This is a genomic window from Serratia ureilytica, from assembly GCF_013375155.1.
In the GTDB taxonomy this organism is placed as follows: Bacteria; Pseudomonadota; Gammaproteobacteria; order Enterobacterales; family Enterobacteriaceae; genus Serratia; species Serratia ureilytica.
Genome location: NZ_JABXOF010000004.1, coordinates 39,011 through 61,161, shown reverse-complemented (window position 1 = coordinate 61,161; position 22,151 = coordinate 39,011). Strand labels below are relative to the sequence as shown.

Below are 22,151 nucleotides of genomic sequence, written 5' to 3'. Positions count from 1 at the left end.
CTTGAGGACATAACCATGAACAGCTTCATTAAACGCCTGCTGGCATCGGCCATTGCCGGCTGCCTGCTGTTGTCCGGCGCGGCGCTGGCGATGGGCGGCGACGGCAGCGGTCAAACCCCGCCAACCTGTCCGAAAGGCCAGGTCTACGACAGCAAAACTCAGACTTGCATGGTAGATAAAAGCGGCAAGGTCGACGACGCCGACCGCACTAACTACGCCTATGCACTGGCGAAAAGCGGCCGTTATCAGGAAGCGCTCGATATGCTCAATACGTTGAAAAATCCCAACACCGCCGTTGCGCTGAACTATCGTGGCTACGCCACGCGCAAGCTTGGCCGCACCGATGAAGGGATCGGCTATTATTTAAAATCAGTAGCCCTCGATCCGAAATACCCCAAAGTGCGCGAGTACCTGGGGGAAGCCTATATGCTGAAAGGCCGACCCGATCTGGCTCGCCAACAGCTGCAGGTGATCCAGTCGCTGTGCGGCACCGGGTGCGAGGAGTACCGCGATTTGGCGGCGGCCATCGACCGCCACCCGGAATCGTGATCTGACGCGCCTGCGGAGGTGACTATCAGCGGCGATGCGATACGCGATGAACTCGGCCACTATCTCTCCCGCCTGTGGCGCTATGCGCTGGTGCTCTCGCACCGGCGGGATGTCGCCGACGATCTGGTGCAGGCCACCTGCCTGCGTGCGCTGGAGCACGCCGCGCAATTCACCCCCGGTTCACACCTGGATCGCTGGCTGTTTTCCATCTTGCACTCTATTTGGCTCAATGAAATTCGCGCCCAACATCTTCGCCAGGGGCAAGGCTGCATGGCGGCGGAAGAGCTGGGCGATGCGGACAACGGCGAACAGCCGGTCTGGCTCCATGAAGTGATGCGGCGCGTCAGCCGGCTGCCGACGGCCCAGCGCAACGCGCTGTTTCTGGTGTATGTCGAAGGGCTGTCTTACCGGGAGGCCGCAAAAGTGCTGGCGGTGCCGATCGGCACCGTCATGAGCCGTTTGGCGGCCGCACGTCTGGCATTGGCCGATGACCGCCCGTTGGCAAACGACGGCCCGCACCGCAAAGAGCGTCATCCCGCCCCCTTGCCTCCTGATCGTCGATAACGCCCTATTCCAACGAGCGGATAACCCGGCATGGCTGCCCCAGCGCCAGCACGTTGGCCGGGATGTCGCCGGTGACGATGCTGCCCGCGCCGATGGTGGTGCCGTCGCCGATAGTCACTCCCGGCAGGATCACTACGTTGCCGCCGATCCAGACGTTGTTGCCGATGGACACCGGCTGCGCCGAGGTGCGGAAAGGGAAATCCGGATCGCCGGTGAAGCGCTCTGCGGCCTTCAGCGGGTGGCTCGGCGTATAGATTTGCACGTTGGGGCCGATCAGCGTGTTGTCGCCGATGGTGATGGTATTGCAGTCGAGGAACACCGCGTTGACGTTGATAAAGCAGTTTTTACCGATGCGGACATGCTGCCCGTAGTCACACCAGAATGGCGTTTCAATCCAGCTCGCTTCCCCCCAGGCGCCGAACAGCTCGCCGAGCAGGCGGTTTTTCTCGTCCGCCTGATGCGAGTCCAGCGCCCCCAAGCTTTTGATCAACGCCCTCGCCCGATGGTACATCCCGATCAGTTCTTCATCGCGGCTGTTGTACTCCAGGCCGCTTAACAGCTTCTCTCTTTCCGTCATCACACAGGGCTCCTGCTCATCACGCGGGTAAAAGGCGTTATACCGCGCTCGCCCCCCGCTCTCCAGCGCTAAAACCGGCAACGTTGATTTGCCGCCCGACGGCGGGGAAAAGTTGTGACGCATCTCTCTTTTAGCGCGATCGACGCGCCTTTCCCTGCGCTATCATCAGGGGAAAAGGGGGCAACTCTCGGCGATTCGCCGTAATCATGGTAAAATCGGCTTTTTTACGTACCGGGATATTTGCGATGAACTCAACCACCCAGGAAAAGCTGCTGGCGCAGGCTGAACGCCTCTGCCAGCAACGCAATGTGCGATTGACGCCGCAACGGCTGGAAGTGCTGCGTCTGATGACTCAGCAACCCGGTGCAATCAGCGCATATGACCTGCTCGATCTGCTGCGCGTCGCCGAACCGCAGGCCAAGCCGCCGACGGTATACCGCGCGCTGGATTTTCTGCTGGAGCAAGGGTTTATCCATAGAGTGGAATCGGCCAACAGCTACGTGCTGTGCCACCATTTCGAACAGCCGATGCATACGTCCGCGCTGTTTATCTGCGACCGCTGCGGCCAGGTGACCGAACGCACCACCGAAGGCGTGGAGGAAACGCTGCAGAAACTGGCACAGGAAGCCGGATTTGCACTGCGGCACAGCGTGGTGGAAGCGCACGGTCTGTGCGCCGGTTGCGTTGAAGTTGAAGCTTGTGACAGCAAGCATGACTGCGCCGAACACGATCACAGCATCGCCATCAAGAAGAAGTAAGACGAAGTCAGGTACTTCCCTGTACCTGCGGCCGGGGCGCCAGAGGATGGAGCGACGCCGGCCTGCGCTGTTGCCGGCCGCCGTCAGTGGCGGCCCTGCGTGTTACCAGCGGTGTTTGGTGTGCTCTTCCCAGGCCTTCACCTCTTTTTCGGCCGCCTCTTTCTGGTAACCGTAGCGCTCCTGAATTTTGCCGACCAGCTGTTCGCGTTTCCCTTCGATGACCGTCAGATCGTCATCGGTCAGCTTGCCCCATTTCTCTTTCACTTTGCCTTTCAGCTGCTTCCAGTTACCGTCGGCTTGATCTTTATTCATAGTCTCTCCGTTAACCTGTGGTGAATCAGTGATCCCTGTTGCCGGTCGGGGTTAACCAGAAATTTTTCTGGCCGATGCTTCCTTCACCTTAAGAAGCACCGCTCCCCTTCATTTACCAGCCACATGATTCATTCTAGTTAAACATGGAAATAAAAAAGCCAAAACACAGAATAAAAAACCATTAACAAACAAAATAAAAACAAAAAACGCTAACAAACAACGAACTAACGCGAACAGATCAAGGCTGAAAACATGTAAGCAAACATGACCAAAATCATAAGAAAAACTAACCATTAACCCAACAAAACGTCCGGTTTAATGTGCAGTAAACCAGCTGCCGCGCACCTGGTGACGGTGCCAAATCCAGCCCAATGCCACGCCACGCAACGTCAGAAACACCGCCAGCGCCAGCCAGAGCCCGTGATTGCCAAGCAGCGGCACACTGAACAGCGTCAGACCGTACCCTGCCGCGGCCACCGCCATGCTGTTACGCATCTCAGCGCCGCGCGTGGCGCCGATAAACATGCCATCCAGCAAATAGCACCACACCCCGACCAGCGGCAAAATGACCTGCCACGGTAAATAGTGGGCGGCCAACGCGCGCAGCTCCGGTAGGGAGGTCAACGCCGCCACGATCTGCTGGCCGGTAACGGCATACGCCAGGCCGAAGGCCAACGCGACCAGCCCCGCCTGCCTGCAGGCCGCGTGCCACACCTTACGCAGTTGGCTGCCGTCCCGGGCGCCGTAGGCGTGGCCGGAATGGGCCTCCACCGCATAAGCGAAGCCGTCGAGCGCATAGGCGGTAAACGTCAGCAGGTTCATCAACACCGCGTTAACCGCCACCACATCGCTCCCCAGGCGAGCGCCGAAAATGGTCAGCGACGCAAAGCACAGCTGCAGCAGCAATGAACGCAACATGATGTCGCGATTGAGCGCCAGCAGGCGACGCAGATCGCCACGCCAGGCCTGACGCAACATCGCCAGGGTAATACCACGCAGACGCATCACCCGCCACGCCAGCCACAGGCCGAGCAATAGCGTGGCATATTCGGCGATGGCGGTGGCCGCCGCCGCCCCTCGCACGTTCCAACCCAGGCCCATCACCAGCCAAATATCCAGCACGATGTTCAGCAGGTTGCCGACGATCAGCAGGATCACCGGCGCACGCACGTACTGCACGCCGAGCAGCCAGCCCAGCAGCACTAGGTTGGCCAGCGCCGCCGGCGCGCTCAACCAGCGGATCTCAAGAAAACGCCGCGCCTGCTCCAGCACCTCGCCATCGCCGCCGACGATCCGCAGCGCAAGTTCAATAAGCGGGTAGCGCAACAGGACGATCGCCCCCCCGGCCAACAACGCCAGCAGCAGCGGTTGCATAAAGGCGCGCGCCAGCGCCTGCGGGTTCTTCGCTCCCAGCGCCTGCGCCGCGAGGCCGGTGGTGCTCATGCGCAGGAACAGCAGCAGCATGAACAGGAAGCTGGTCGCCACCGCGCCGATCGCCACGCCTCCCAAATAGATCGGGCTGTCGAGGTGGCCGATCACCGCGGTGTCCACCAGCCCGAGCAGCGGCACGGTGATATTGGAGAAAATCATCGGCAGGGCGAGGCGCCACAGGGCTTTATCGGTGTCGCTGGTGAAGGCGGAAATCAGGCGCATGATGGGATGTTCCTGTGACAGAGTGACGAAGGGCGAAGTCAGAAACAAAAACGCCCCAAAACAGGGGCGATTGATACAGGGAGCGGCGGTAATGGCGCGGCGATTAAATCCAGTCGCCGTTGCGGATCACGCCGACCGCCAGCCCTTCGATCGTGAAATTCTGCTGGCGCAGATCGACCACGATCGGTTGGAATTCGTTGTTCTCCGGCAGCAGTTCAACCACGTTGCCGTGCTTTTTCAAGCGTTTGACCGTCACTTCGTCTTCGATGCGCGCGACCACGACCTGGCCGTTGCGCACGTCTTGCGTTTTGTGCACCGCCAGCAGATCGCCGTCCAGAATGCCGATGTCGCGCATCGACATGCCGTTCACCCGCAACAGGAAATCGGCGCTCGGTTTGAACAGGGATGGATCCACCTGGTAGTGCCCTTCGATGTGCTGCTGCGCCAGCAGCGGCTCGCCGGCGGCGACGCGGCCGATCAGCGGCAGCCCTTCTTCTTCTTCCATCAGCAGGCGGATACCGCGCGACGCGCCGGAGACGATTTCGATCACGCCTTTGCGTGCCAGCGCCTTCAGGTGCTCTTCGGCGGCGTTAGGCGAACGGAACCCCAGACGCATCGCGATCTCGGCACGCGTCGGCGGCATGCCCGTTTGCGAAATATGATCGCGAATCAGATCGTAGACCTCTTGCTGTCTGGTAGTTAGTGCTTTCATTCCGCCCCCTGTTTGTTTATACAGTCTTGCTGTGAGTATATACAGGTAAGCGCGGATTGGGAACCGAAGAATAAATAAAAATCAGTCAGTAGGCGCTTTGCGTCAGCCAAAATGCTGCCACAAGACCGTGCCCCAAACGAACAGCGCGAGTACGATCGCCAGCGACACCGCCGCCGATCCCATGTCCTTGGCCCGCCCGGACAGCTCATGGTGTTCGCTACCGATGCGATCCACCACCGCCTCGATCGCGCTGTTCAGGATCTCGACGATCATCACCAGCGCCACCGATCCGATCAATAAAATGCGCGCTATCGCACCCACGTCCAGCCAGACAGCCAGTATGATAGCCAGGAGGGTCACCACCAGTTCCTGGCGGAACGCCGCCTCGTGTTGCCAGGCGGCGGAAAGCCCTTTATAAGAATAGCCGGCGGCCTTGATGATGCGGGTCAATCCGGTTGCTTGGTTTGCCATGTTTTCGTGCCTTTCTCAGAGGTCGGTCATAATAAAAAGAGTCTAGAACAGTCCGCGCTGACGGCTCTCGGTTTTCGAACACCACAGATCTGCTACCCGGTTTCTGGTATGCTTGCGGCGCATTGCTAACAAGAGGCTTCACGTTGTTATGTCAGGTTGGCGTAAAATTTATTATAAAATATTGAATTTACCACTTAAATTGTTGGTAAGAAGTAAGGTCATCCCTTCAGATCCGGTTACCGAGTTAGGGTTGGATCCCTCACGGCCGATTTTGTATGTTTTACCTTACAATTCCAAGGCGGATTTGCTGACGCTGCGCACCCAGTGCCTGGCGCAGGATCTGCCCGATCCGCTCAACGCGCTGGAGATCGACGGCACCGTGCTGCCGAGCTACGTGTTCATTCACGACGGCCCGCGCGTGTTCCGCTACTACACCCCGAAAGAAGAGTCGGTAAAGCTGTTCCACGACTACCTGGATCTGCATCGCAGCAATCCGGATCTCGACATTCAAATGCTGCCGGTTTCGGTCATGTTCGGCCGCTCGCCGGGCCGCGAAGGCCACGGCACGCCGCACCTGCGTCTGTTGAACGGCGTGCAAAAATTCTTCGCCGTGCTGTGGCTCGGCCGCGACAGCTTCGTGCGCTTCTCCAACACCGTTTCGCTGCGCCGCATGGCCACCGAACACGGCACGGATAAAACCATCGCGCAGAAACTGGCGCGCGTGGCGCGCATGCACTTCTCGCGTCAGCGCCTGGCCGCTGTAGGCCCAAGCCTGCCGGCCCGTCAGGATCTGTTCAACAAGCTGTTGGCGTCCAAAGCGATCGAAAAAGCGGTCGAGGACGAAGCGCGCAGCAAAAAGATCTCTCACGAGAAGGCCCAGCAGAACGCCATCGCGTTGATGGAAGAGATCGCCGCCGACTTCTCCTACGAAACCGTGCGTCTGTCCGATCGCGTGCTGAGCTGGACCTGGAACCGGCTGTATCAGGGCATCAACGTCACCAACGCCGAGCGCGTGCGCCAGCTGGCGCAGGACGGCCACGAGATCGTCTACGTGCCCTGCCACCGCAGCCACATGGACTATCTGCTGCTGTCCTACGTGCTGTATCACCAGGGCCTGGTGCCGCCGCACATCGCTGCGGGCATCAACCTCAACTTCTGGCCGGCGGGTCCGATCTTCCGTCGCCTGGGCGCGTTCTTCATCCGCCGCACCTTCAAGGGCAACAAGCTTTACTCGACGGTGTTCCGCGAATACCTCGGCGAGCTGTTCACCCGCGGTTACTCGGTGGAATACTTCGTGGAAGGCGGCCGCTCCCGCACCGGGCGTCTGCTGGAACCGAAAACCGGCACCCTGTCGATGACCATCCAGGCGATGCTGCGCGGCGGCGCCCGTCCGATCACGCTGGTGCCGATCTACATCGGCTACGAGCATGTGATGGAAGTGGGCACCTACGCCAAAGAGCTGCGCGGCGCCACCAAGGAAAAAGAGAGCCTGTTGCAGATGCTGCGCGGCCTGCGCAAACTGCGCAATCTGGGCCAGGGTTACGTCAACTTCGGCGAACCGCTGCCGTTGACCGCTTACCTCAACCAGCACGTGCCGCAGTGGCGCGAGTCGATCGATCCGATCGAGGCTCAGCGCCCAAGCTGGTTGACGCCGACGGTCAACGATCTCGCCGGCCAGATCATGGTGCGCATCAACAATGCCGCCGCGGCCAACGCCATGAACCTGTGTTCCACCGCGCTGCTGGCCTCGCGCCAGCGTTCGCTGACCCGCGAACAATTGCTCGAGCAGCTCGAGTGCTACCTGCAGCTGATGCGCAACGCGCCTTACGCGCATGACGTCACCGTACCGACGCAGACGCCGGACGAGCTGCTGGATCACGCGCTGAACATGAACAAGTTCGAGGTGGAAAAGGACAACATCGGCGACATCATCATTCTGCCGCGCGAGCAGGCGGTGCTGATGACCTATTACCGCAACAACATCCACCACCTGCTGGTGTTGCCGTCGCTGATCGCCAGCATCGTCATGCATCATCGCCGGGTATCGCGCGCCGAACTGCTGCGCCAGATTGGCATGATTTACCCGATGCTGAAAGCCGAGCTGTTCCTGCATAACGACAAGGAGCAGCTGCCGGACGTGCTGCGGCCGATGATCGACGAGCTGATCCGCCAACAGCTGATCTGCGACAAAGGCGACGAGCTGGTGCTGAACCCGGCGCGCATTCGCCCGCTGCAGCTGCTGGCCGCCGGGGTGCGCGAAACCCTGCAACGCTACGCCATCACTATGTCGATCCTCAGCGCCAACCCGAGCATCAACCGCGGCGCGCTGGAGAAAGAGAGCCGCATCATGGCACAGCGTCTGTCGGTGCTGCACGGCATCAACGCGCCGGAGTTCTTCGACAAGGCGGTATTCTCCACCCTGGTGGCGACGCTGCGCGAAGAAGGCTACATCAACGACAGCGGCGATGCGATCCGCGAGCACACCCTCGAGGTGTACAACATGCTGAGCGATCTGATCACGCCGGAAATCAAGCTGACCATCGAAAGCGTCAACATGCCGGAAGAGACCAACGCTCTGCCGCAAACCAATGCGCAAGAAGAGAAAGACGAGTGATTTCGCCCGGCGCGGAAACACAAAAGGCACCCCTCGGGGTGCCTTTTTTCTTGCTGCAGGAAACCGTTACGCCGGCAGATAGCTGAGCGCGATGCCGATAAACACCACCAGCCCGACATAATTGTTCTGCAGGAAGGCCTTGAAACAGGCCTCGCGCTCGCGCCCGGCGATCTGCTTCTGCTGGTGAATGAACAGCGCGCCCGCCAGCAACAGCGACCAGTAAAACGCCCCGCCGAGCTGCGCCAGATAACCGACCCACACCAGCAGCAGCAGCGTCGCGAACTGCAACAGCCCGACGATCAGCTTGTCATAACGCCCGAACAGGATAGCGGTGGACTTGATGCCTATTTTCAGATCATCGTCGCGATCGACCATCGCATACAGCGTGTCATAGGCCACCGTCCAGCAGATGTTCGCCAGCAGCAGCAGCCAGCAGCTGAACGGCAGCGATTCGCTGACCGCCGCATAGCCCATCGGAATGCCCCAGCCGAACGCGGCGCCCAGCACGAACTGCGGCAGGTTGGTCACCCGCTTCATAAAAGGATATACCCAGGCCAGCGCCAGCGCCGCCAGCGACAGCCAGATGGTCATCGCATTCAGCGTCAACACCAGGCAGAACGAGATCAGCACCAGCACCACGAACAGCACCTTGGCCTCTTTCGCGCTCACCCGGCCGCTCGGCATCGGCCGCCCGGCGGTGCGCTTTACGTAGCCGTCCACCGCGCGATCTGCGTAATCATTCACCACGCAGCCGGCGGCGCGCATCAGGAACACGCCGAGCACGAACACCACCAGAATCGACAGCGGCGGCACGCCTTTCCCGGCCAGCCACAGCGCCCACAGCGTCGGCCACAGCAGCAACAGCGTGCCGATCGGTTTATCAATGCGCATCAAATGGCTGTAAGCCCGCCATTTACTTTGAGTCACGCTTCCCTCCAACGTCTTGCTCTCCTCTCTTATGCGGGAACCGCTGAATACAGCGGCGAAGCCGGTAAAAACAGTTCGGTCAGCAGCAGCGGCTTGCCCGCCAGCCGCAGCCGTGAACGACGCGCCCACAGCGCGTCCTGCCGGCCGATATGGATATAGTCGCGGGTCAGATCGCCGCTGCTGAACAGATAGCGCCCGAGCGGCAGCGTCCCCAGATCCACCAACGCCTGATCGGGGCCGGTCAGCGTATGTTCCGGGATCACCGTGCGCCCCAGCAGCCAGGGCTGGTCGTCGCCCAGCAGCACCACTTCGCGCAGCCAGTAGCGCGGGCTGTCGGGCAGGTGGTTCGCCTCGTCGCCCAGCGCCTCGCGCGTGACGAAGCATTCGCGCTGCGGTTCAACGCGCACCTGGGCGCAATGGCGTTCAAATCGGCGGGTCATGGAGCCTAACTCCATCAGCCAGTCGCTGACGGCGGCGGGCGCCGGAGGATCCTGTTCGGATAACCACTCCAGCGGCGGCAGGATGGAATCCCTGATGCCAGACATTGCTTTACTCCTCGCCTGAACCGCAGCCGGTACGGCGCGCCAGACGATACAAACTGTTAACAGGCCCCCATTGTAGCGCAGAAATGCGAAAGCGGCAGGCTGATTCGTGGCGAAAACGGCAGGCCTATCGGCCGGAAAAACCGGGGTTCTGTCATCTTTTTGCCATCCGCATTCTCTATCTTCATTTCCCGGCGCGCTGACGATTCTGTGATCGCCCGCAAAGTTTCAGCTTCCTCGCGTTGTGTTATCTACGCGCGTAGATACCCTGATACAGCAGCGTTGAATCGCCATGCGTCCGACATGATTTGTCGGCACACCTTTGTTGCCGGCACCAGGGAAACCATCTTTAACCGCGCCCCTCCAGGCGCAGAACAAAAGAGGATAGCACTGCCATGAGCGAAACAACGCTTGCCCCTTCACAGACCGCCGACGCCGCGCTGGCGGCCGATGAACGCCTGGCGACCAAAGAGGGGCGCAGCCAATTTTGGCGCGCCACCTTCTCCTGCTGGCTCGGCACCGCCATGGAATACGTCGACTTCGCGCTGTACGGCCTGGCGGCCGGCATGGTGTTCGGCGACGTGTTCTTCCCGGAAGCCACGCCGCTGGTGGCGCTGCTGGCCAGTTTCGCCACCTACTCCGTCGGCTTCGTCGCGCGGCCGATCGGCGCGCTGGTGTTCGGCTGGATCGGCGACCGCAAAGGCCGCCGCGTGGTGCTGATCACCACCGTGGCGCTGATGGGCCTCTCCACCACGCTGATCGGCCTGATCCCGTCCTATGCGCAAATCGGCGTCTGGGCGCCCGCCTGCCTGGTGATCCTGCGCTTCGCGCAGGGGTTCGGCGCCGGTGCGGAGCTGTCCGGCGGCGCGGTGATGCTGGCGGAATACGCGCCGGCCAAGCGGCGCGGGCTGGTGGCGTCGATCATCGCCATCGGCTCCAACAGCGGCACCCTGCTGGCGTCGCTGGTATGGCTGCTGGTGCTGCAGCTGGACAAGGAAGATCTGATGAGCTGGGGCTGGCGCATTCCGTTCCTCGCCAGCATTCTGATCGCCGGGGTGGCGCTGTACCTGCGCCGTCACGTGCGGGAAACGCCGGTGTTCGAACGCGAGCTGCAGCAAAACCACCAGCGCATGCTGGACGCCGCCCAGGCCGCGCCGGATACGCGCAGCTACCTGCAACGTACCAAAGCGTTCTGGGTGATGCTCGGCCTGCGCATCGGCGAAAACGGCCCTTCCTACCTGTGCCAGGGCTTTATCGTCGGCTACGTCGCCAAGGTGCTGATGGTCGATAAATCGGTGCCGGCGCTGGCGGTGTTGATCGCCTCGCTGTGCGGTTTTCTGGTGATCCCGCTGGCCGGCTGGCTGTCCGATCGCTTCGGCCGCCGCATCACCTACCGCTGGTTCTGCCTGCTGCTGGTGCTGTACGCCTTCCCGGCGTTCTGGCTGCTCGACAGCCGTGAACCGGCTATCGTCATCTCGGTGATCGTGGTCGGCATGTGCATCGCGTCGCTGGGGATCTTCGGCGTTCAGGCGGCCTACGGCGTCGAACTGTTCGGCGTGAAGAATCGCTACTCCAAGATGGCGTTCGCCAAAGAGCTCGGTTCGATCCTCTCGGGCGGCACCGCGCCGCTGATCGCCACCGCGCTGCTGTCCGGTTTCGGTCACTGGTGGCCTGTCGCCTGCTATTTTGTTGTAATGGCGGCCATCGGCTTAATCACCACCTTCTTTGCTCCCGAAACCCGCGGCCGCGATCTCAACCTGCCGCAGGATGCCGCGTAGCGAGAAGGCGAACAGGACCTCAATTTGGATAATCACTCCGCGCGACGCGTTACCCGCGCCGACGTGGCCCGCGTAGCGGGCACCTCCGTCGCCGTGGTCAGCTATGTGATCAACAACGGCCCGCGCCCGGTGGCGGAAGCCACCCGGCTGCGCGTGCTGGCGGCGATCGAGCAGACCGGCTACCGGCCGAACGACATCGCGCGGGCATTGGCCTCCGGCAGCACGCAAACCTACGGGCTGGTGGTGCCGGATATTTCCAACCCGTTCTTCGCCACGCTGGCGCGGGCGCTACAGCAGGAGGCCTTCAGCCGCGGCCGCGTGCTGCTGCTGGGCGACGCCGGCGATGACCGGCAGCGCGAGTATGAGCTGATCAATAACCTGCTGCGTCGCCAGGTCGACGGCCTGCTGTACACCAGCGTCGATCGCCATCCGTGGTTCGAGCTGATCCGCGCCTCCGGCACGCCCTGCGTGATGATAGACACTATCGACAGCCAGGCTGGCGTCTGCGCCATCCGCGTCGACGAGCGCGACGCCGCCTGCCAGGCGACCCGCCATCTGCTGCAGCACGACTATCGCGACATCGGCATTTTTATCGGTCCGCTAACCATGCTCAACGCGCAGGATCGCCTGAACGGCTGGCGCGATGCGCTGCTGGAGGCGAGCATTGCGCCGCGCGACGAGTGGATTTTCGAGGCGCCTTACACCCGCCAGGGCGGCTACCAGGCCACCCAGCGCATGGTGCAAGGCCCGCGCCCGCGCGCCGTTTTCACCTCCAACGAGCAGCAGGCGCTCGGCTGCCTGTCGGCGCTGGCGGAGCATGGGTTGCGCGCGCCGGACGATCTGGCGCTGATCTGTTTTAACGGCACGCAGCAATCCGAATTCAGCGTGCCGCCGCTCAGCGCGGTCGAGCAGCCTATCGACGCCATGGCCAAGCGGGCCATCGCCATGCTGGCCGCCGGTGCCGCGCCCGCCGAGCTGCATGAATTCGCTTTTCAACTGCGCATCCGCCGCTCGTGCGGCTGTTAGCGGTTTTTCAGGACACCTTCTATGCGTTTGATCATTGATTGCGATCCCGGCAACGGCGTTCCCGGCGCCAACGTCGACGACGGCCTGGCGCTGGCCCTGGCGCTGGCGGCCAAACCGCAGCTGCAGCTGGAACTGATCAGCATCGTGGCCGGCAACACCCCGCGCGAAGTGGGCTTCGCCGTCGCCAGCGAGCTGCTGGCGCAAAGCGGCTACCAGGTGCCGGTCGCCCTCGGCGCGGCGCGCGCCCTGATCGAGCCGCCGGAGCCATGGCGCGCGCATCTGGACAGGCCGATCGCCGATCCGAAGCTGGCAGCGCTGTGGCGCGACTTGCCCGCGCCCTCACTCGCCAACGCGCCCGCACCGGACGCCGCCATCGCCATCGGCGAGCTGATCTGCCGCCATCCCGGCGAGATAACGCTGGCGGCGATCGGCCCGCTGACCAACGTTGCGCACGCCATGCAGCTGTACCCGCAGATGGCGCAGGCGGTGAAAGAGATCGTGATCATGGGCGGCGTGTTCAACGTCGAGGGATACATCAAGGACACCAATTTCGGCCTGGATCCGGAAGCTGCGCGGCTGGTGCTGAACAGCGGCGCCGCTATCACGCTGGCGCCGCTGGACGTCACCACCCAGACCATGCTGACCCAGGCGGATCTGGCCGCACTGACGCAGCCGGATACGCCGCTGTGCCGCTATTTGCGCGCCACCACGCAGCCGTGGATCGATTATTCGCGCCATACGCGGCGCCTGCCGGGCTGCTGGATCCATGATGCGCTGGTAATCGCCTGGCTGCTGGCACCGCAGCTGGTCACGACCGAGATGTTCCATGTGGATGTGGCGCTGGAAGGGGCGCTGACGCGCGGCAGCTCACGCCGTTGGCGGCCGGACAGCCTGCGCCTGACGGTCGGCATGCCGGCGCCGCAGGGCAAGCCGGTGCGCATCATGCAGCAGGTCGATAACGCCCGTCTGCTGGCGTTGATCGGCGCAACGCTGGCCCACGGATGAAAAAAGGTGCGCCAAAGCGCACCAATCATCGAGCCAGCATCGGCAGCGTCGGGTGTTACCCCTTGCCTTTTACGCTGCTGATAAACGTTTTACGCGCAGTGGTCGAGCCCAGTTTCTCGGCCTCATTCATCAGTTTCAGCGCCTTGTCGATATCGCCCGCCTTCACCGCCTGCTTGATGCCGTTATTGAAGTAGCTTTCGGTATCGTTGAGCATCGGCTCCGCCGGTTTCTCCGGCGTCGGTGCAGGCGCCGCCACGGCGGCCGGTGCGGTTGATCCCACCACCACCGGCGCCACGGTCGGCGCAGGTTGCAGCATGCCGATCATCACGTTGCCGGTGCCCTGTTCCGCGGTCACCTTGAGCTTCAGTGTGCCGGTTGTCGCGTGGCCGGCGATCGGATCCGGGATATCCGGCACCGCGTTACCCACGCCCTGCGCGTAGGCCTTGGCCGGGTTAGTCAGCTGCGTGGTTTTCGCCAAATCCTGACGGGTGGTGTACACCAGCAGGTAAATCTGTTTTTGACCGAGCGCCGGCGTCAGTTTCAACGTGCCTTCGAGGCGATCGGAGGACATTGCTCCCGGCGGCTGATACGGGAAATAGCTGCTCGGGTAATACGCCGCCGGGCGCAGATGCTCGTCCAGCACCAGCACGCTCGGCGCGTACAGCGAATTGTTCTTGGCGAGGCTGCTCAGCGTCACTTCCAGCGAACCGCGATCGGCCGGCAGCGTATAGGCGGCGATCGCCCCCTGAATGTCGCCCTGATTGAGCTGCGGGCTAACGGCGTCGAGCTTCACTTCTTGCGACACCGGCGGTTGCAGCGGCTGCCACGGCAGGCTTTGCAGCGTGGCGGCGCTGATGGCCGGGGCGACGGAAACGTTGGCCGGCGTATCGGCGTTGGCCGCCAAAGGCGCGCCGACGGTCAGCGCCAGCGACAGGCAGAGTGACAGCAGATTCTTTTTCATCGTTATATCCTCTTTCAGCACCGCGGCGGATCAGGCAAGAGATCGGGTCGCGGCGAATGCGGTTGGGGGAGAGCCGGCGGCCCTCCCCGCCCTGTCGTTACCACCAAATTTCCATCTGGGCGCCGAAGGTGACTTCGTCATCCTTGCCGCGGCTGAAGGTATGCATGCTGGTGTCGTTGTAAGCGGTGCCGGCGTTATACCCGGTGTCATCGCCGGTGGCGTAGCCCCACTTCTCGTCCCACTTGGCGTAGGTGGCGAACAGGCGGATGGCCGGACGCGACCAAATGCTGTTGCCCGCCTGCCATTGCTGCGCCAGGGTCACTTTATACTGGCCGTTGCGATCGCCGGTGCGCTGAGATTTGACGTTGTCGTAGCCGGCTTCCAGCAGGGTGCTCATGATCGGCGTCCATTTGTACATCGGACGCACGCCCACGGTGTACCAGGTGGTGCCGTTGTTGTTGTCGCGGTCAATGTCCTGGAACATGGCGACGTACATCAGCGCCCACTGATCGTTGAAGTCGATGGCGCCGTGATCCAACACGCGGATCATCTTGCCGTTGTTATCGATGGTGGCGCCTTCGTTTCGGCCGTTGTTCTGCGAGGTCATCGAGTCGGTGGCGTACTGCAGCACGAACTTGTTGTAACCGTTCAGGATGCTTTGCGTGTGTTCGGCGGTGAACATCCAGCCGTCTTTGCTGGCGCCGTCGGCCAGGCGGTAGTTATCCTGCGCATTGGCTCGGCCGTAGTCCACGCCCAGCTCCAGGGTGCCGCCCGGGTTCAGCTCCAGCCCGGCCAAGCGCACGTCGAAGGTATCGTTGACGGTCGGACGCTGTTTCCATTCGTTATCCAGGTAGCCGTAAGAGCCGCCGGATTCCGAGTTGCGGGTCACGGCGGCGGACAGCTTGCCGAAGCCCAGATCGATGTTTTCCAGACCGGCGCCCGGGCCGGAGATATCCCAGTAGTAGAAGTCGATCATGTGAACGTCATGACGCTGATAGAAACGCTTACCGGCCCACAGCGTGGAGCCCGGCAGCCACTCGATCAGGTTTTTACCCTGCACGTTCACTTCGCGGAAGCCCGGAGTCACGTCTTCCCAGTCAGAACGCTGCGAGACCGAATAGGCCAGGTTGGTGTCGAAATAGAAGCTCTTGTCGCCTTCTTTCCACACTTCCTGCCCGAGTTTCAGTTCGGCGTAGGTTTCGCACTCGTTGCCGAGACGGTATTTGCTCGCGGCACCGGTGGCCTTGAAGCACTGTTGCTCACCGCCGCTGCCGGTCCAACCGATGCCGGAACGGGCGTAACCGTGGAAATCCACGGCCAGCGCCTGAGTAGAGAGAACACCGGCGGCGACAGCCAGTGCCAGAGGAAGTTTGCGCAGAGTAGTCATCATTATTCTCCTGTTATACCGACTTTGATGCTTTAAACGCCCGGCTCCTGGTGCAGCCGTTTACATGCCGTACCGTCTTCACGGAACAGGTGGCAGCGGTGAGGCGGCAGGCCGATGGCGAATGTGGCACCTTCTTCTACCAGCACCACGTCATTCTGGCGGTACACCAGGTTTTGACGGATGGCCGGGATTTGGATATGGATTTGCGTCTCGTTGCCGAGCTGCTCCACCACCTGCACGTCGCCGGTAAGCCGCACTTCAGAGGCTTCGCCGGGCAGCAGATGTTCAGGGCGAATGCCCAATGACAGGTTGGCGCCGGGTTGGACGCCCGCGCCTTCCACCGGCAGCCAGACCAGCTGGCGGTTGGGCAGTTCGACCTGCACCTGTCGCGGCTCCGCCGCGGTGACCTTGACCGGCAGGAAGTTCATCTTCGGTGAGCCGATAAACCCGGCGACGAAGCGGTTGGCCGGGTAGTGATACAGCTCCAGCGGCTTGCCGACCTGCGCCACGCGACCGGCGTCGAGCACCACGATCTTGTCGGCCAGCGTCATCGCTTCGACCTGATCGTGGGTGACGTAAATCATGGTGCGCTGCAGGCGCTTGTGCAGACGGGAGATCTCGATGCGCATCTGCACCCGCAGCGCGGCGTCGAGGTTGGACAGCGGCTCGTCGAGCAGGAACACGTCCGGCTCGGCCACCAGCGTGCGGCCGATCGCCACGCGCTGACGCTGCCCGCCGGACAGCGCCTTCGGCCGCCGATCGAGCAGGTGCGCCAACTGCAGCACCTCGGAAACCTGGTTCACCCGTTGATTGATTTCCGCTTTCTTGGCGCCGGCCAGCTTCAGGCCGAACGACATGTTGTCCGCTACCGACAGGTGCGGATACAGCGCGTAAGACTGGAACACCATGCCGATGCCGCGCTCGGAAGGCGGCACTTCATTCATGCGTTTCTCGCCGATCAGCAGGTCGCCGGAGGTGATGTCCTCCAGCCCGGCGATCATGCGCAGCAGCGTCGATTTGCCGCAGCCCGACGGCCCGACAAACACCACAAACTCGCCGTCTTCGATGGTCAGATTGACGTCTTTGGAAATCACGGCCTCACCGAAGGCCTTATAAACGCTGCGCAGTGTCACGCTAGCCATGCGTTACTCCCCTGCTTTCGCAGTTAACATGTCGTGTGAAAATGGCGGAGGCAAAGCCCGCCAAAACCCATTGATGACCCTCTTGCTGCGCGCCGTGCTGCCATGCCAACGGCAAGGTCGCCTCAGACGGCGCGGCCGCCTGAGTATAAGGCTGCAGGTTTATCAGCGCTTCAAGGCATTGATCCTGATGGGTAATAAGTAAGCGCACCACGCCATCGCGCTGGCTGACCGCGCTCAGTTCGCCGCGCTGGAAAAGCGGCAAACGGCGCAGGGCCAGCAGCGTCTGGCAGTAACGCAAGGTGGAGTGGCTGTCGTGCTGTTGGCGACTGATGGCCAACGCGCGGTGTTCGATCGCCACCTGCTGATACCAGCTGATCTCCCCGGCGGTGACCTGTTCGGGGGCTTCATGCCACGGCATCGGCGTTTGCGCGCCGCGCGGATCCTGCAGGCCGGCGGCGTGCGGCAGCCCCAACTCCTCGCCCTGGTACAGGCAGATCGGCGCCGGCAACATCGCCAGCAGCGTCAAAAAGGCGGCGGCGGAACGCAGGTCGCCCTGCCCCCAGCGGCTGACCACCCGAGGCTGATCGGCGTCGCCGGTGCTCCACAGGCTGTCCGCCAACGTGGCGCGGCGGGCATGCAGCACCGCCACCAGCTTTTCCGCGCTGAACGGCATCACGTCGAGCGCCAGCGCGCCGTGGACGAACCGCTGCACGTCGGCGGCATGACGAACGCGATGGGCTTCATCGGCGTACCACAGCGTCAGCCCTTCGCCCGTCACCGCCGTTTCGGCCTCCGGCGCCAGCGTCTGCGGCAGCAACAGACCGTCGATCGACAGCGCTTTCAGGTACGGCAGCGCCGCCAGCATGCCGTGCGCGTCGCCCACGCCGTCCCCGTTTCCGTCACGGAAACTGGCCGGATGGATCCGGTACAGGGTGGGCTGAGTGGCGATAGGCATTGACGACATAAATCCGGTATCCCTGCTGCGCGTGGCGTTAAAAATCAATGGGCCGATAGTGCGGGAGTCGCCGGAAAGGGTAATCATCCGTAACAGGATTTTTCATGGGGGAGGAGACGGGAGGATGAGAGAACGACCGCGGCGATGAGAAGTTCCGCGCTTAAGGCAAATCTGTGATCAAGCCGGCAAAAATCGCCCCCCTATTTTGTGCCTGACGCCACAGAATAGAGCGCAACGTTAACTGGATCACACTCCTCATCTCAGGGGCGTAGAGGGGGGGAGGATGAGAATATGTCGCGTTGTGACCCACTATGATCGCGAAACGTCTCTCCTTGATTTATGTGCCCACAAAAAGAAGGACTGGATTATGACTCGCAGCATTACCCTCGCCCGTACGCTGGCGCTCTCGGCACTGGCTACTCTGGTGCTCTCTTCTTCCGCCTTCGCCAAGATAGAGGAAGGCAAACTGGTTATCTGGATCAACGGCGACAAGGGCTATAACGGCCTGGCCGAAGTCGGCAAGAAATTCGAAAAAGACACCGGCATCAAAGTCACCGTCGAGCATCCCGACAAGCTGGAAGAGAAATATCCGCAGGTGGCCGCCACCGGCGACGGCCCAGACATCATCCTCTGGGCCCACGATCGCTTCGGCGGCTATGCGCAGTCCGGCCTGCTGGCCGAAGTCCACCCGTCCAAAGCCTTCCAGGACAAGCTGTTCCCGTTCACCTGGGACGCCGTGCGCTATGACGGCAAGCTGATCGGCTACCCGATCGCCGTCGAAGCGCTGTCGCTGATTTACAATAAAGACCTGGTCAAACAGCCGCCGAAGACCTGGGAAGAGATCCCGGCGCTGGACAAACAGCTGCGCGCCAGCGGCAAAAGCGCCATCATGTGGAACCTGCAGGAACCCTACTTCACCTGGCCTATCATCGCCGCCGACGGCGGTTATGCCTTCAAGTATGAGAACGGCAAATACAACATCAAGGATGTCGGCGTCGCCAACGCCGGTTCGCAGGCCGGCCTGCAGTTCATCGTCGATCTGGTGAAAAACAAACACATCAACGCCGATACCGATTACTCGATCGCCGAAGCCGCGTTCAACAAAGGCCAGACCGCGATGACCATCAACGGCCCGTGGGCCTGGAACAACATCGAGCAGAGCAAAATCAACTACGGCGTGACGCTGCTACCGACCTTCAAAGGCAAACCGTCCAAACCGTTCGTCGGCGTACTGACCGCCGGCATCAACGCCGCCAGCCCGAATAAAGAACTGGCGACCGAGTTCCTCGAGAACTATCTGCTGACCAACGAAGGGCTGGCGAACGTCAACAAAGACAAACCGCTGGGCGCGGTGGCGCTGAAGTCCTATCAGGAAACGCTGGCCAAAGATCCGAAGATCGCCGCCACCATGCAGAACTCGCAAAACGGGGAGATCATGCCGAACATTCCGCAGATGAGCGCTTTCTGGTACGCCGAACGCAGCGCGGTGCTCAACGCCGTCAGCGGCCGCCAAACGGTGAAAGCCGCGTTGGACGATGTGCAGACCCGTATCACCAAGTAATGTCGTCGTGCGGGGCGCCGTGGCACCCCGCCGTTGCTTCACAGAAAGGAACGCCCTATGCAATTCGCTCACGCCGGGACGCCTGCGCGTAAAAAATCGAAGTGGTGGCAAAGCGACGCGCTGAAATGGCTGGTGGTCGGCCTGTTCAGCCTGGTGACCTGCTACCTGATTGTGTTGATGTATGCACAGGGTGAATACCTGTTCGCTATCCTGACGCTGATCCTGGTCAGCGCCGGGCTTTACGTCTTCGCCAACCGCCGCGCCTACGCCTGGCGCTATGTGTATCCCGGCGTCGCCGGCATGGGATTGTTTGTCCTGTTCCCGCTGATCTGCACCATCGCCATCGCCTTTACCAACTACAGCAGCACCAACCAGCTGACGTTTGAGCGCGCGCAATCGGTATTGATGCAGCGTCAGTTCCAAAGCGGCAAAACGTTCACCTTCGGCCTCTACCCGGCGGAAAACCAGCAGTGGCGCCTGCAGCTGACCTCGCCGGACAGTGAACAGCCGCTGATTTCCGGGCCTTTCCGCCTCGACGCGACGCCGCCGCTCCCCCTGAAATTGACGGCCCAGAGCGCCGCGCCGCAGGGCGAACCCGCCACGCTGCGGGTGATCACCCAGAACCGGCAGGCGCTGAGCCAACTGGTGGCGCAGCTGCCGGACGGCGATGAATTGCGCATGAGCTCCCTGCGCCAGTTCTCCGGCACCCGTCCGCTGTATGCGCTGGACAAAGACGGCAGCACGCTGACCAATAACCAGACTCAGGTGCGCTACCGGCCGAACGGCGACATCGGCTTCTATCAGGCGATCAACGCCGACGGCGGCTGGGCGCAGGAAACCCTGAGCCCAGGCTATACCGTCACCACCGGCTGGAAAAACTTCCTGCGGGTGCTGCAGGACGAGGGCATCAAAAAACCGTTCGTGTCGATCTTCATCTGGACCCTCGTGTTCTCGGTGATGACGGTGATCCTTACCGTGGCGGTCGGCATGGTGCTTGCCTGCGTGGTGCAGTGGGAGGCGCTGAAAGGCAAGGCTATCTACCGCGTGCTGCTGATCCTGCCCTATGCGGTACCGTCGTTCATCTCGATCCTGATCTTCAAAGGCTTGTTCAACCAGAGCTTCGGCGAGATCAACATGATGCTCAGCCACCTGTTCGGCATCAAACCGGCCTGGTTCAGCGATCCGCTCACCGCCAAGAGCATGATCCTGATCGTCAACACCTGGCTCGGCTACCCGTACATGATGATCCTGTGCATGGGGCTGCTGAAGGCCATCCCGGACGATCTGTACGAGGCCTCGGCGATGGACGGCGCCAACCCGTGGCAAAACTTCTTCCGCATCACCTTCCCGCTGCTGATCAAGCCGCTGACGCCGCTGATGATCGCCAGCTTCGCCTTCAACTTTAACAACTTCGTGCTGATCCAGCTGCTGACCAACGGCGGCCCGGACATGATCGGCACCACCACGCCGGCCGGCTATACCGATCTGCTGGTCAGCTACACCTACCGCATCGCCTTCGAAGGCGGCGGCGGGCAAGACTTCGGGCTGGCGGCCGCCATCGCCACGCTGATCTTCCTGTTGGTGGGCGCGCTGGCGATCCTGAATTTGAAAGCCAGCAAGATGAACTTCGATTAGGGAGAATAACGATGGCCATGGTTCGACCCAAATCCCAGCGCCTGCGCCTGTGGATGACCCACATTTTGATGCTGTGCTTTATCGCCCTGATCATGTTCCCGCTGCTGATGGTGGTGGCCATCTCGCTGCGCGCCGGCAACTTCGCCACCGGCAGCCTGATACCGGAAACCCTCTCCTGGGATCACTGGCGGCTGGCGCTCGGCTTCAGCGTCACCCACGCCGACGGCAGCGTGACGCCGCCGCCGTTCCCGGTGCTGCTGTGGCTGTGGAACTCCATCAAGATCGCGGCGATCACCGCCATCGGCATCGTGACGCTGTCCACCACCTGCGCCTACGCCTTCGCCCGCATGCGTTTTCGCGGCAAGAGCACGCTGCTGAAAAGCATGCTGATCTTCCAGATGTTTCCGGCGGTGCTGTCGCTGGTGGCGCTGTACGCCTTGTTCGATCGCCTGGGCCAGTACATTCCGTTTATCGGCCTGAACACCCACGGCGGCGTGATCTTCGCCTATATGGGCGGCATCGCGCTGCATGTCTGGACCATCAAGGGCTATTTCGAAACCATCGACAATTCGCTGGAAGAGGCGGCGGCGCTGGACGGCGCCACGCCGTGGCAGGCGTTCCGGCTGGTGCTCCTGCCGCTGTCGGTGCCGATTCTGGCGGTGGTGTTCATTCTGTCGTTTATCGCCGCCATCACCGAGGTGCCGGTGGCGTCGCTGCTGCTGCGCGATGTGAACAGTTACACGCTGGCGGTGGGCATGCAGCAATATCTCAACCCGCAGAACTACCTGTGGGGCGATTTCGCCGCCGCCGCGGTGCTGTCGGCGATACCGATTACCGCCGTGTTCCTGCTGGCGCAACGCTGGTTGGTGGGCGGCCTGACGGCCGGCGGCGTGAAGGGGTAATTTGTGCCACTGCAGTGCGTTTGATGTTTTTCCTTATCTTTTACCCTATGGATTTCAAGTTACAGCCAGGCGACCAGCTCGCTAAGCCCAGGCGCTTACTTCAGTAAGTAACTGGGGTTA

21 protein-coding genes are annotated in these 22,151 nt (G+C 61.8%); 10 read left to right on the top strand and 11 right to left on the bottom strand.

All coding sequences use genetic code 11. The features are described 5' to 3' along the window. Window positions 1-15: 15 nt before the first annotated feature. Together HWW83_RS09130 and HWW83_RS09125 are read left to right on the top strand one after the other, a co-directional pair. Window positions 16-549, top strand: coding sequence for a tetratricopeptide repeat protein (locus HWW83_RS09130; RefSeq protein ID WP_042785465.1), 534 nt, complete (start codon window positions 16-18; stop codon window positions 547-549). Between the two features lie 18 nt (window positions 550-567). Continuing rightward, window positions 568-1,113 (top strand): RNA polymerase sigma factor, encoded by a 546-nt coding sequence (locus HWW83_RS09125; RefSeq protein ID WP_083223809.1) that lies wholly within the window; start codon window positions 568-570, stop codon window positions 1,111-1,113. A gap of 4 nt (window positions 1,114-1,117) precedes the next feature. On the opposite strand, the gene HWW83_RS09120 is transcribed toward HWW83_RS09125, so the two are convergent. Then, window positions 1,118-1,690, bottom strand: a complete 573-nt coding sequence (locus HWW83_RS09120; RefSeq protein WP_042785466.1) for a sugar O-acetyltransferase — start codon at window positions 1,688-1,690, stop codon at window positions 1,118-1,120. Between the two features lie 245 nt (window positions 1,691-1,935). Here HWW83_RS09120 and zur point away from each other — a divergent pair, with 245 nt between their 5' ends. Then, a complete protein-coding gene (zur, locus tag HWW83_RS09115; RefSeq protein ID WP_015379223.1) occupies window positions 1,936-2,448 on the top strand; it encodes a zinc uptake transcriptional repressor Zur in 513 nt (170 codons plus the stop codon). 102 nt (window positions 2,449-2,550) lie between these two features. Here zur and HWW83_RS09110 read toward each other — a convergent pair whose 3' ends face one another. The 4 genes from HWW83_RS09110 to HWW83_RS09095 all read right to left on the bottom strand — a co-directional run bounded on the left by HWW83_RS09110 (window position 2,551) and on the right by HWW83_RS09095 (window position 5,596). Beyond that, window positions 2,551-2,760: a CsbD family protein gene (locus HWW83_RS09110; RefSeq protein WP_033636203.1), complete on the bottom strand. Its 210-nt coding sequence runs from the start codon at window positions 2,758-2,760 to the stop codon at window positions 2,551-2,553. Window positions 2,761-3,075: 315 nt separating this feature from the next. Further along, window positions 3,076-4,413, bottom strand: a complete 1,338-nt coding sequence (dinF, locus tag HWW83_RS09105) for an MATE family efflux transporter DinF (protein WP_033644406.1) — start codon at window positions 4,411-4,413, stop codon at window positions 3,076-3,078. Window positions 4,414-4,516: 103 nt separating this feature from the next. Then, the gene (lexA, locus tag HWW83_RS09100) at window positions 4,517-5,125 is read right to left on the bottom strand and encodes a transcriptional repressor LexA (RefSeq protein WP_025160136.1); all 609 of its coding nucleotides are present in this window, start codon (window positions 5,123-5,125) and stop codon (window positions 4,517-4,519) included. A gap of 102 nt (window positions 5,126-5,227) precedes the next feature. Continuing rightward, window positions 5,228-5,596, bottom strand: a complete 369-nt coding sequence (locus HWW83_RS09095) for a diacylglycerol kinase (RefSeq protein ID WP_015379225.1) — start codon at window positions 5,594-5,596, stop codon at window positions 5,228-5,230. 148 nt (window positions 5,597-5,744) lie between these two features. Between HWW83_RS09095 and plsB the strand changes: the two genes are divergently transcribed. Further along, window positions 5,745-8,210: a glycerol-3-phosphate 1-O-acyltransferase PlsB gene (plsB, locus tag HWW83_RS09090; RefSeq protein WP_046687896.1), complete on the top strand. Its 2,466-nt coding sequence runs from the start codon at window positions 5,745-5,747 to the stop codon at window positions 8,208-8,210. 66 nt (window positions 8,211-8,276) lie between these two features. On the opposite strand, the gene ubiA is transcribed toward plsB, so the two are convergent. Next, window positions 8,277-9,149 carry a 4-hydroxybenzoate octaprenyltransferase gene (ubiA, locus tag HWW83_RS09085; protein WP_069100420.1) on the bottom strand — a complete coding sequence of 291 codons (873 nt, stop codon included), beginning with the start codon at window positions 9,147-9,149 and terminating at the stop codon, window positions 8,277-8,279. Between the two features lie 17 nt (window positions 9,150-9,166). Then, window positions 9,167-9,682, bottom strand: coding sequence for a chorismate lyase (ubiC, locus tag HWW83_RS09080; RefSeq protein ID WP_033651214.1), 516 nt, complete (start codon window positions 9,680-9,682; stop codon window positions 9,167-9,169). A 392-nt stretch (window positions 9,683-10,074) separates the two neighbouring features. Between ubiC and HWW83_RS09075 the strand changes: the two genes are divergently transcribed. From HWW83_RS09075 to HWW83_RS09065, 3 genes are read left to right on the top strand one after another with little or no spacing between them, the layout of a single operon-like run. Next, window positions 10,075-11,457 (top strand): MFS transporter, encoded by a 1,383-nt coding sequence (locus tag HWW83_RS09075; protein ID WP_033651213.1) that lies wholly within the window; start codon window positions 10,075-10,077, stop codon window positions 11,455-11,457. Window positions 11,458-11,481: 24 nt separating this feature from the next. Then, the gene (locus HWW83_RS09070) at window positions 11,482-12,483 is read left to right on the top strand and encodes a LacI family DNA-binding transcriptional regulator (protein WP_176589227.1); all 1,002 of its coding nucleotides are present in this window, start codon (window positions 11,482-11,484) and stop codon (window positions 12,481-12,483) included. Window positions 12,484-12,504: 21 nt separating this feature from the next. Next, a complete protein-coding gene (locus tag HWW83_RS09065; protein ID WP_176589226.1) occupies window positions 12,505-13,488 on the top strand; it encodes a nucleoside hydrolase in 984 nt (327 codons plus the stop codon). A 55-nt stretch (window positions 13,489-13,543) separates the two neighbouring features. Here the strand turns inward: HWW83_RS09065 and malM are convergent, their stop codons facing one another. From malM to HWW83_RS09045, 4 genes are all read right to left on the bottom strand, one after another. After that, window positions 13,544-14,449 (bottom strand): maltose operon protein MalM, encoded by a 906-nt coding sequence (malM, locus tag HWW83_RS09060; protein ID WP_069100417.1) that lies wholly within the window; start codon window positions 14,447-14,449, stop codon window positions 13,544-13,546. 97 nt (window positions 14,450-14,546) lie between these two features. Then, complete coding sequence (locus tag HWW83_RS09055) at window positions 14,547-15,836, bottom strand: maltoporin (RefSeq protein ID WP_025304461.1); 1,290 nt, start codon at window positions 15,834-15,836, stop codon at window positions 14,547-14,549. A 32-nt stretch (window positions 15,837-15,868) separates the two neighbouring features. After that, window positions 15,869-16,978: a maltose/maltodextrin ABC transporter ATP-binding protein MalK gene (gene malK / locus HWW83_RS09050; protein WP_016930284.1), complete on the bottom strand. Its 1,110-nt coding sequence runs from the start codon at window positions 16,976-16,978 to the stop codon at window positions 15,869-15,871. Continuing rightward, window positions 16,971-17,942, bottom strand: a complete 972-nt coding sequence (locus tag HWW83_RS09045) for an alpha-amylase family glycosyl hydrolase (protein ID WP_069100425.1) — start codon at window positions 17,940-17,942, stop codon at window positions 16,971-16,973. The genes malK and HWW83_RS09045 overlap by 8 nt, the downstream gene beginning before the upstream one ends. 358 nt (window positions 17,943-18,300) lie before the next feature. Here HWW83_RS09045 and malE point away from each other — a divergent pair, with 358 nt between their 5' ends. The 3 genes from malE to malG are packed head-to-tail and all read left to right on the top strand — an operon-like array spanning window position 18,301 to window position 22,031. Next, entirely contained in the window at window positions 18,301-19,494 is a 1,194-nt protein-coding gene (gene malE, locus HWW83_RS09040) for a maltose/maltodextrin ABC transporter substrate-binding protein MalE (protein ID WP_033644397.1), read from the top strand. 57 nt (window positions 19,495-19,551) lie between these two features. Then, entirely contained in the window at window positions 19,552-21,129 is a 1,578-nt protein-coding gene (gene malF, locus HWW83_RS09035) for a maltose ABC transporter permease MalF (protein ID WP_046687897.1), read from the top strand. 11 nt (window positions 21,130-21,140) lie between these two features. Then, a complete protein-coding gene (malG, locus tag HWW83_RS09030; RefSeq protein ID WP_176589225.1) occupies window positions 21,141-22,031 on the top strand; it encodes a maltose ABC transporter permease MalG in 891 nt (296 codons plus the stop codon). Window positions 22,032-22,151: the final 120 nt, after the last annotated feature.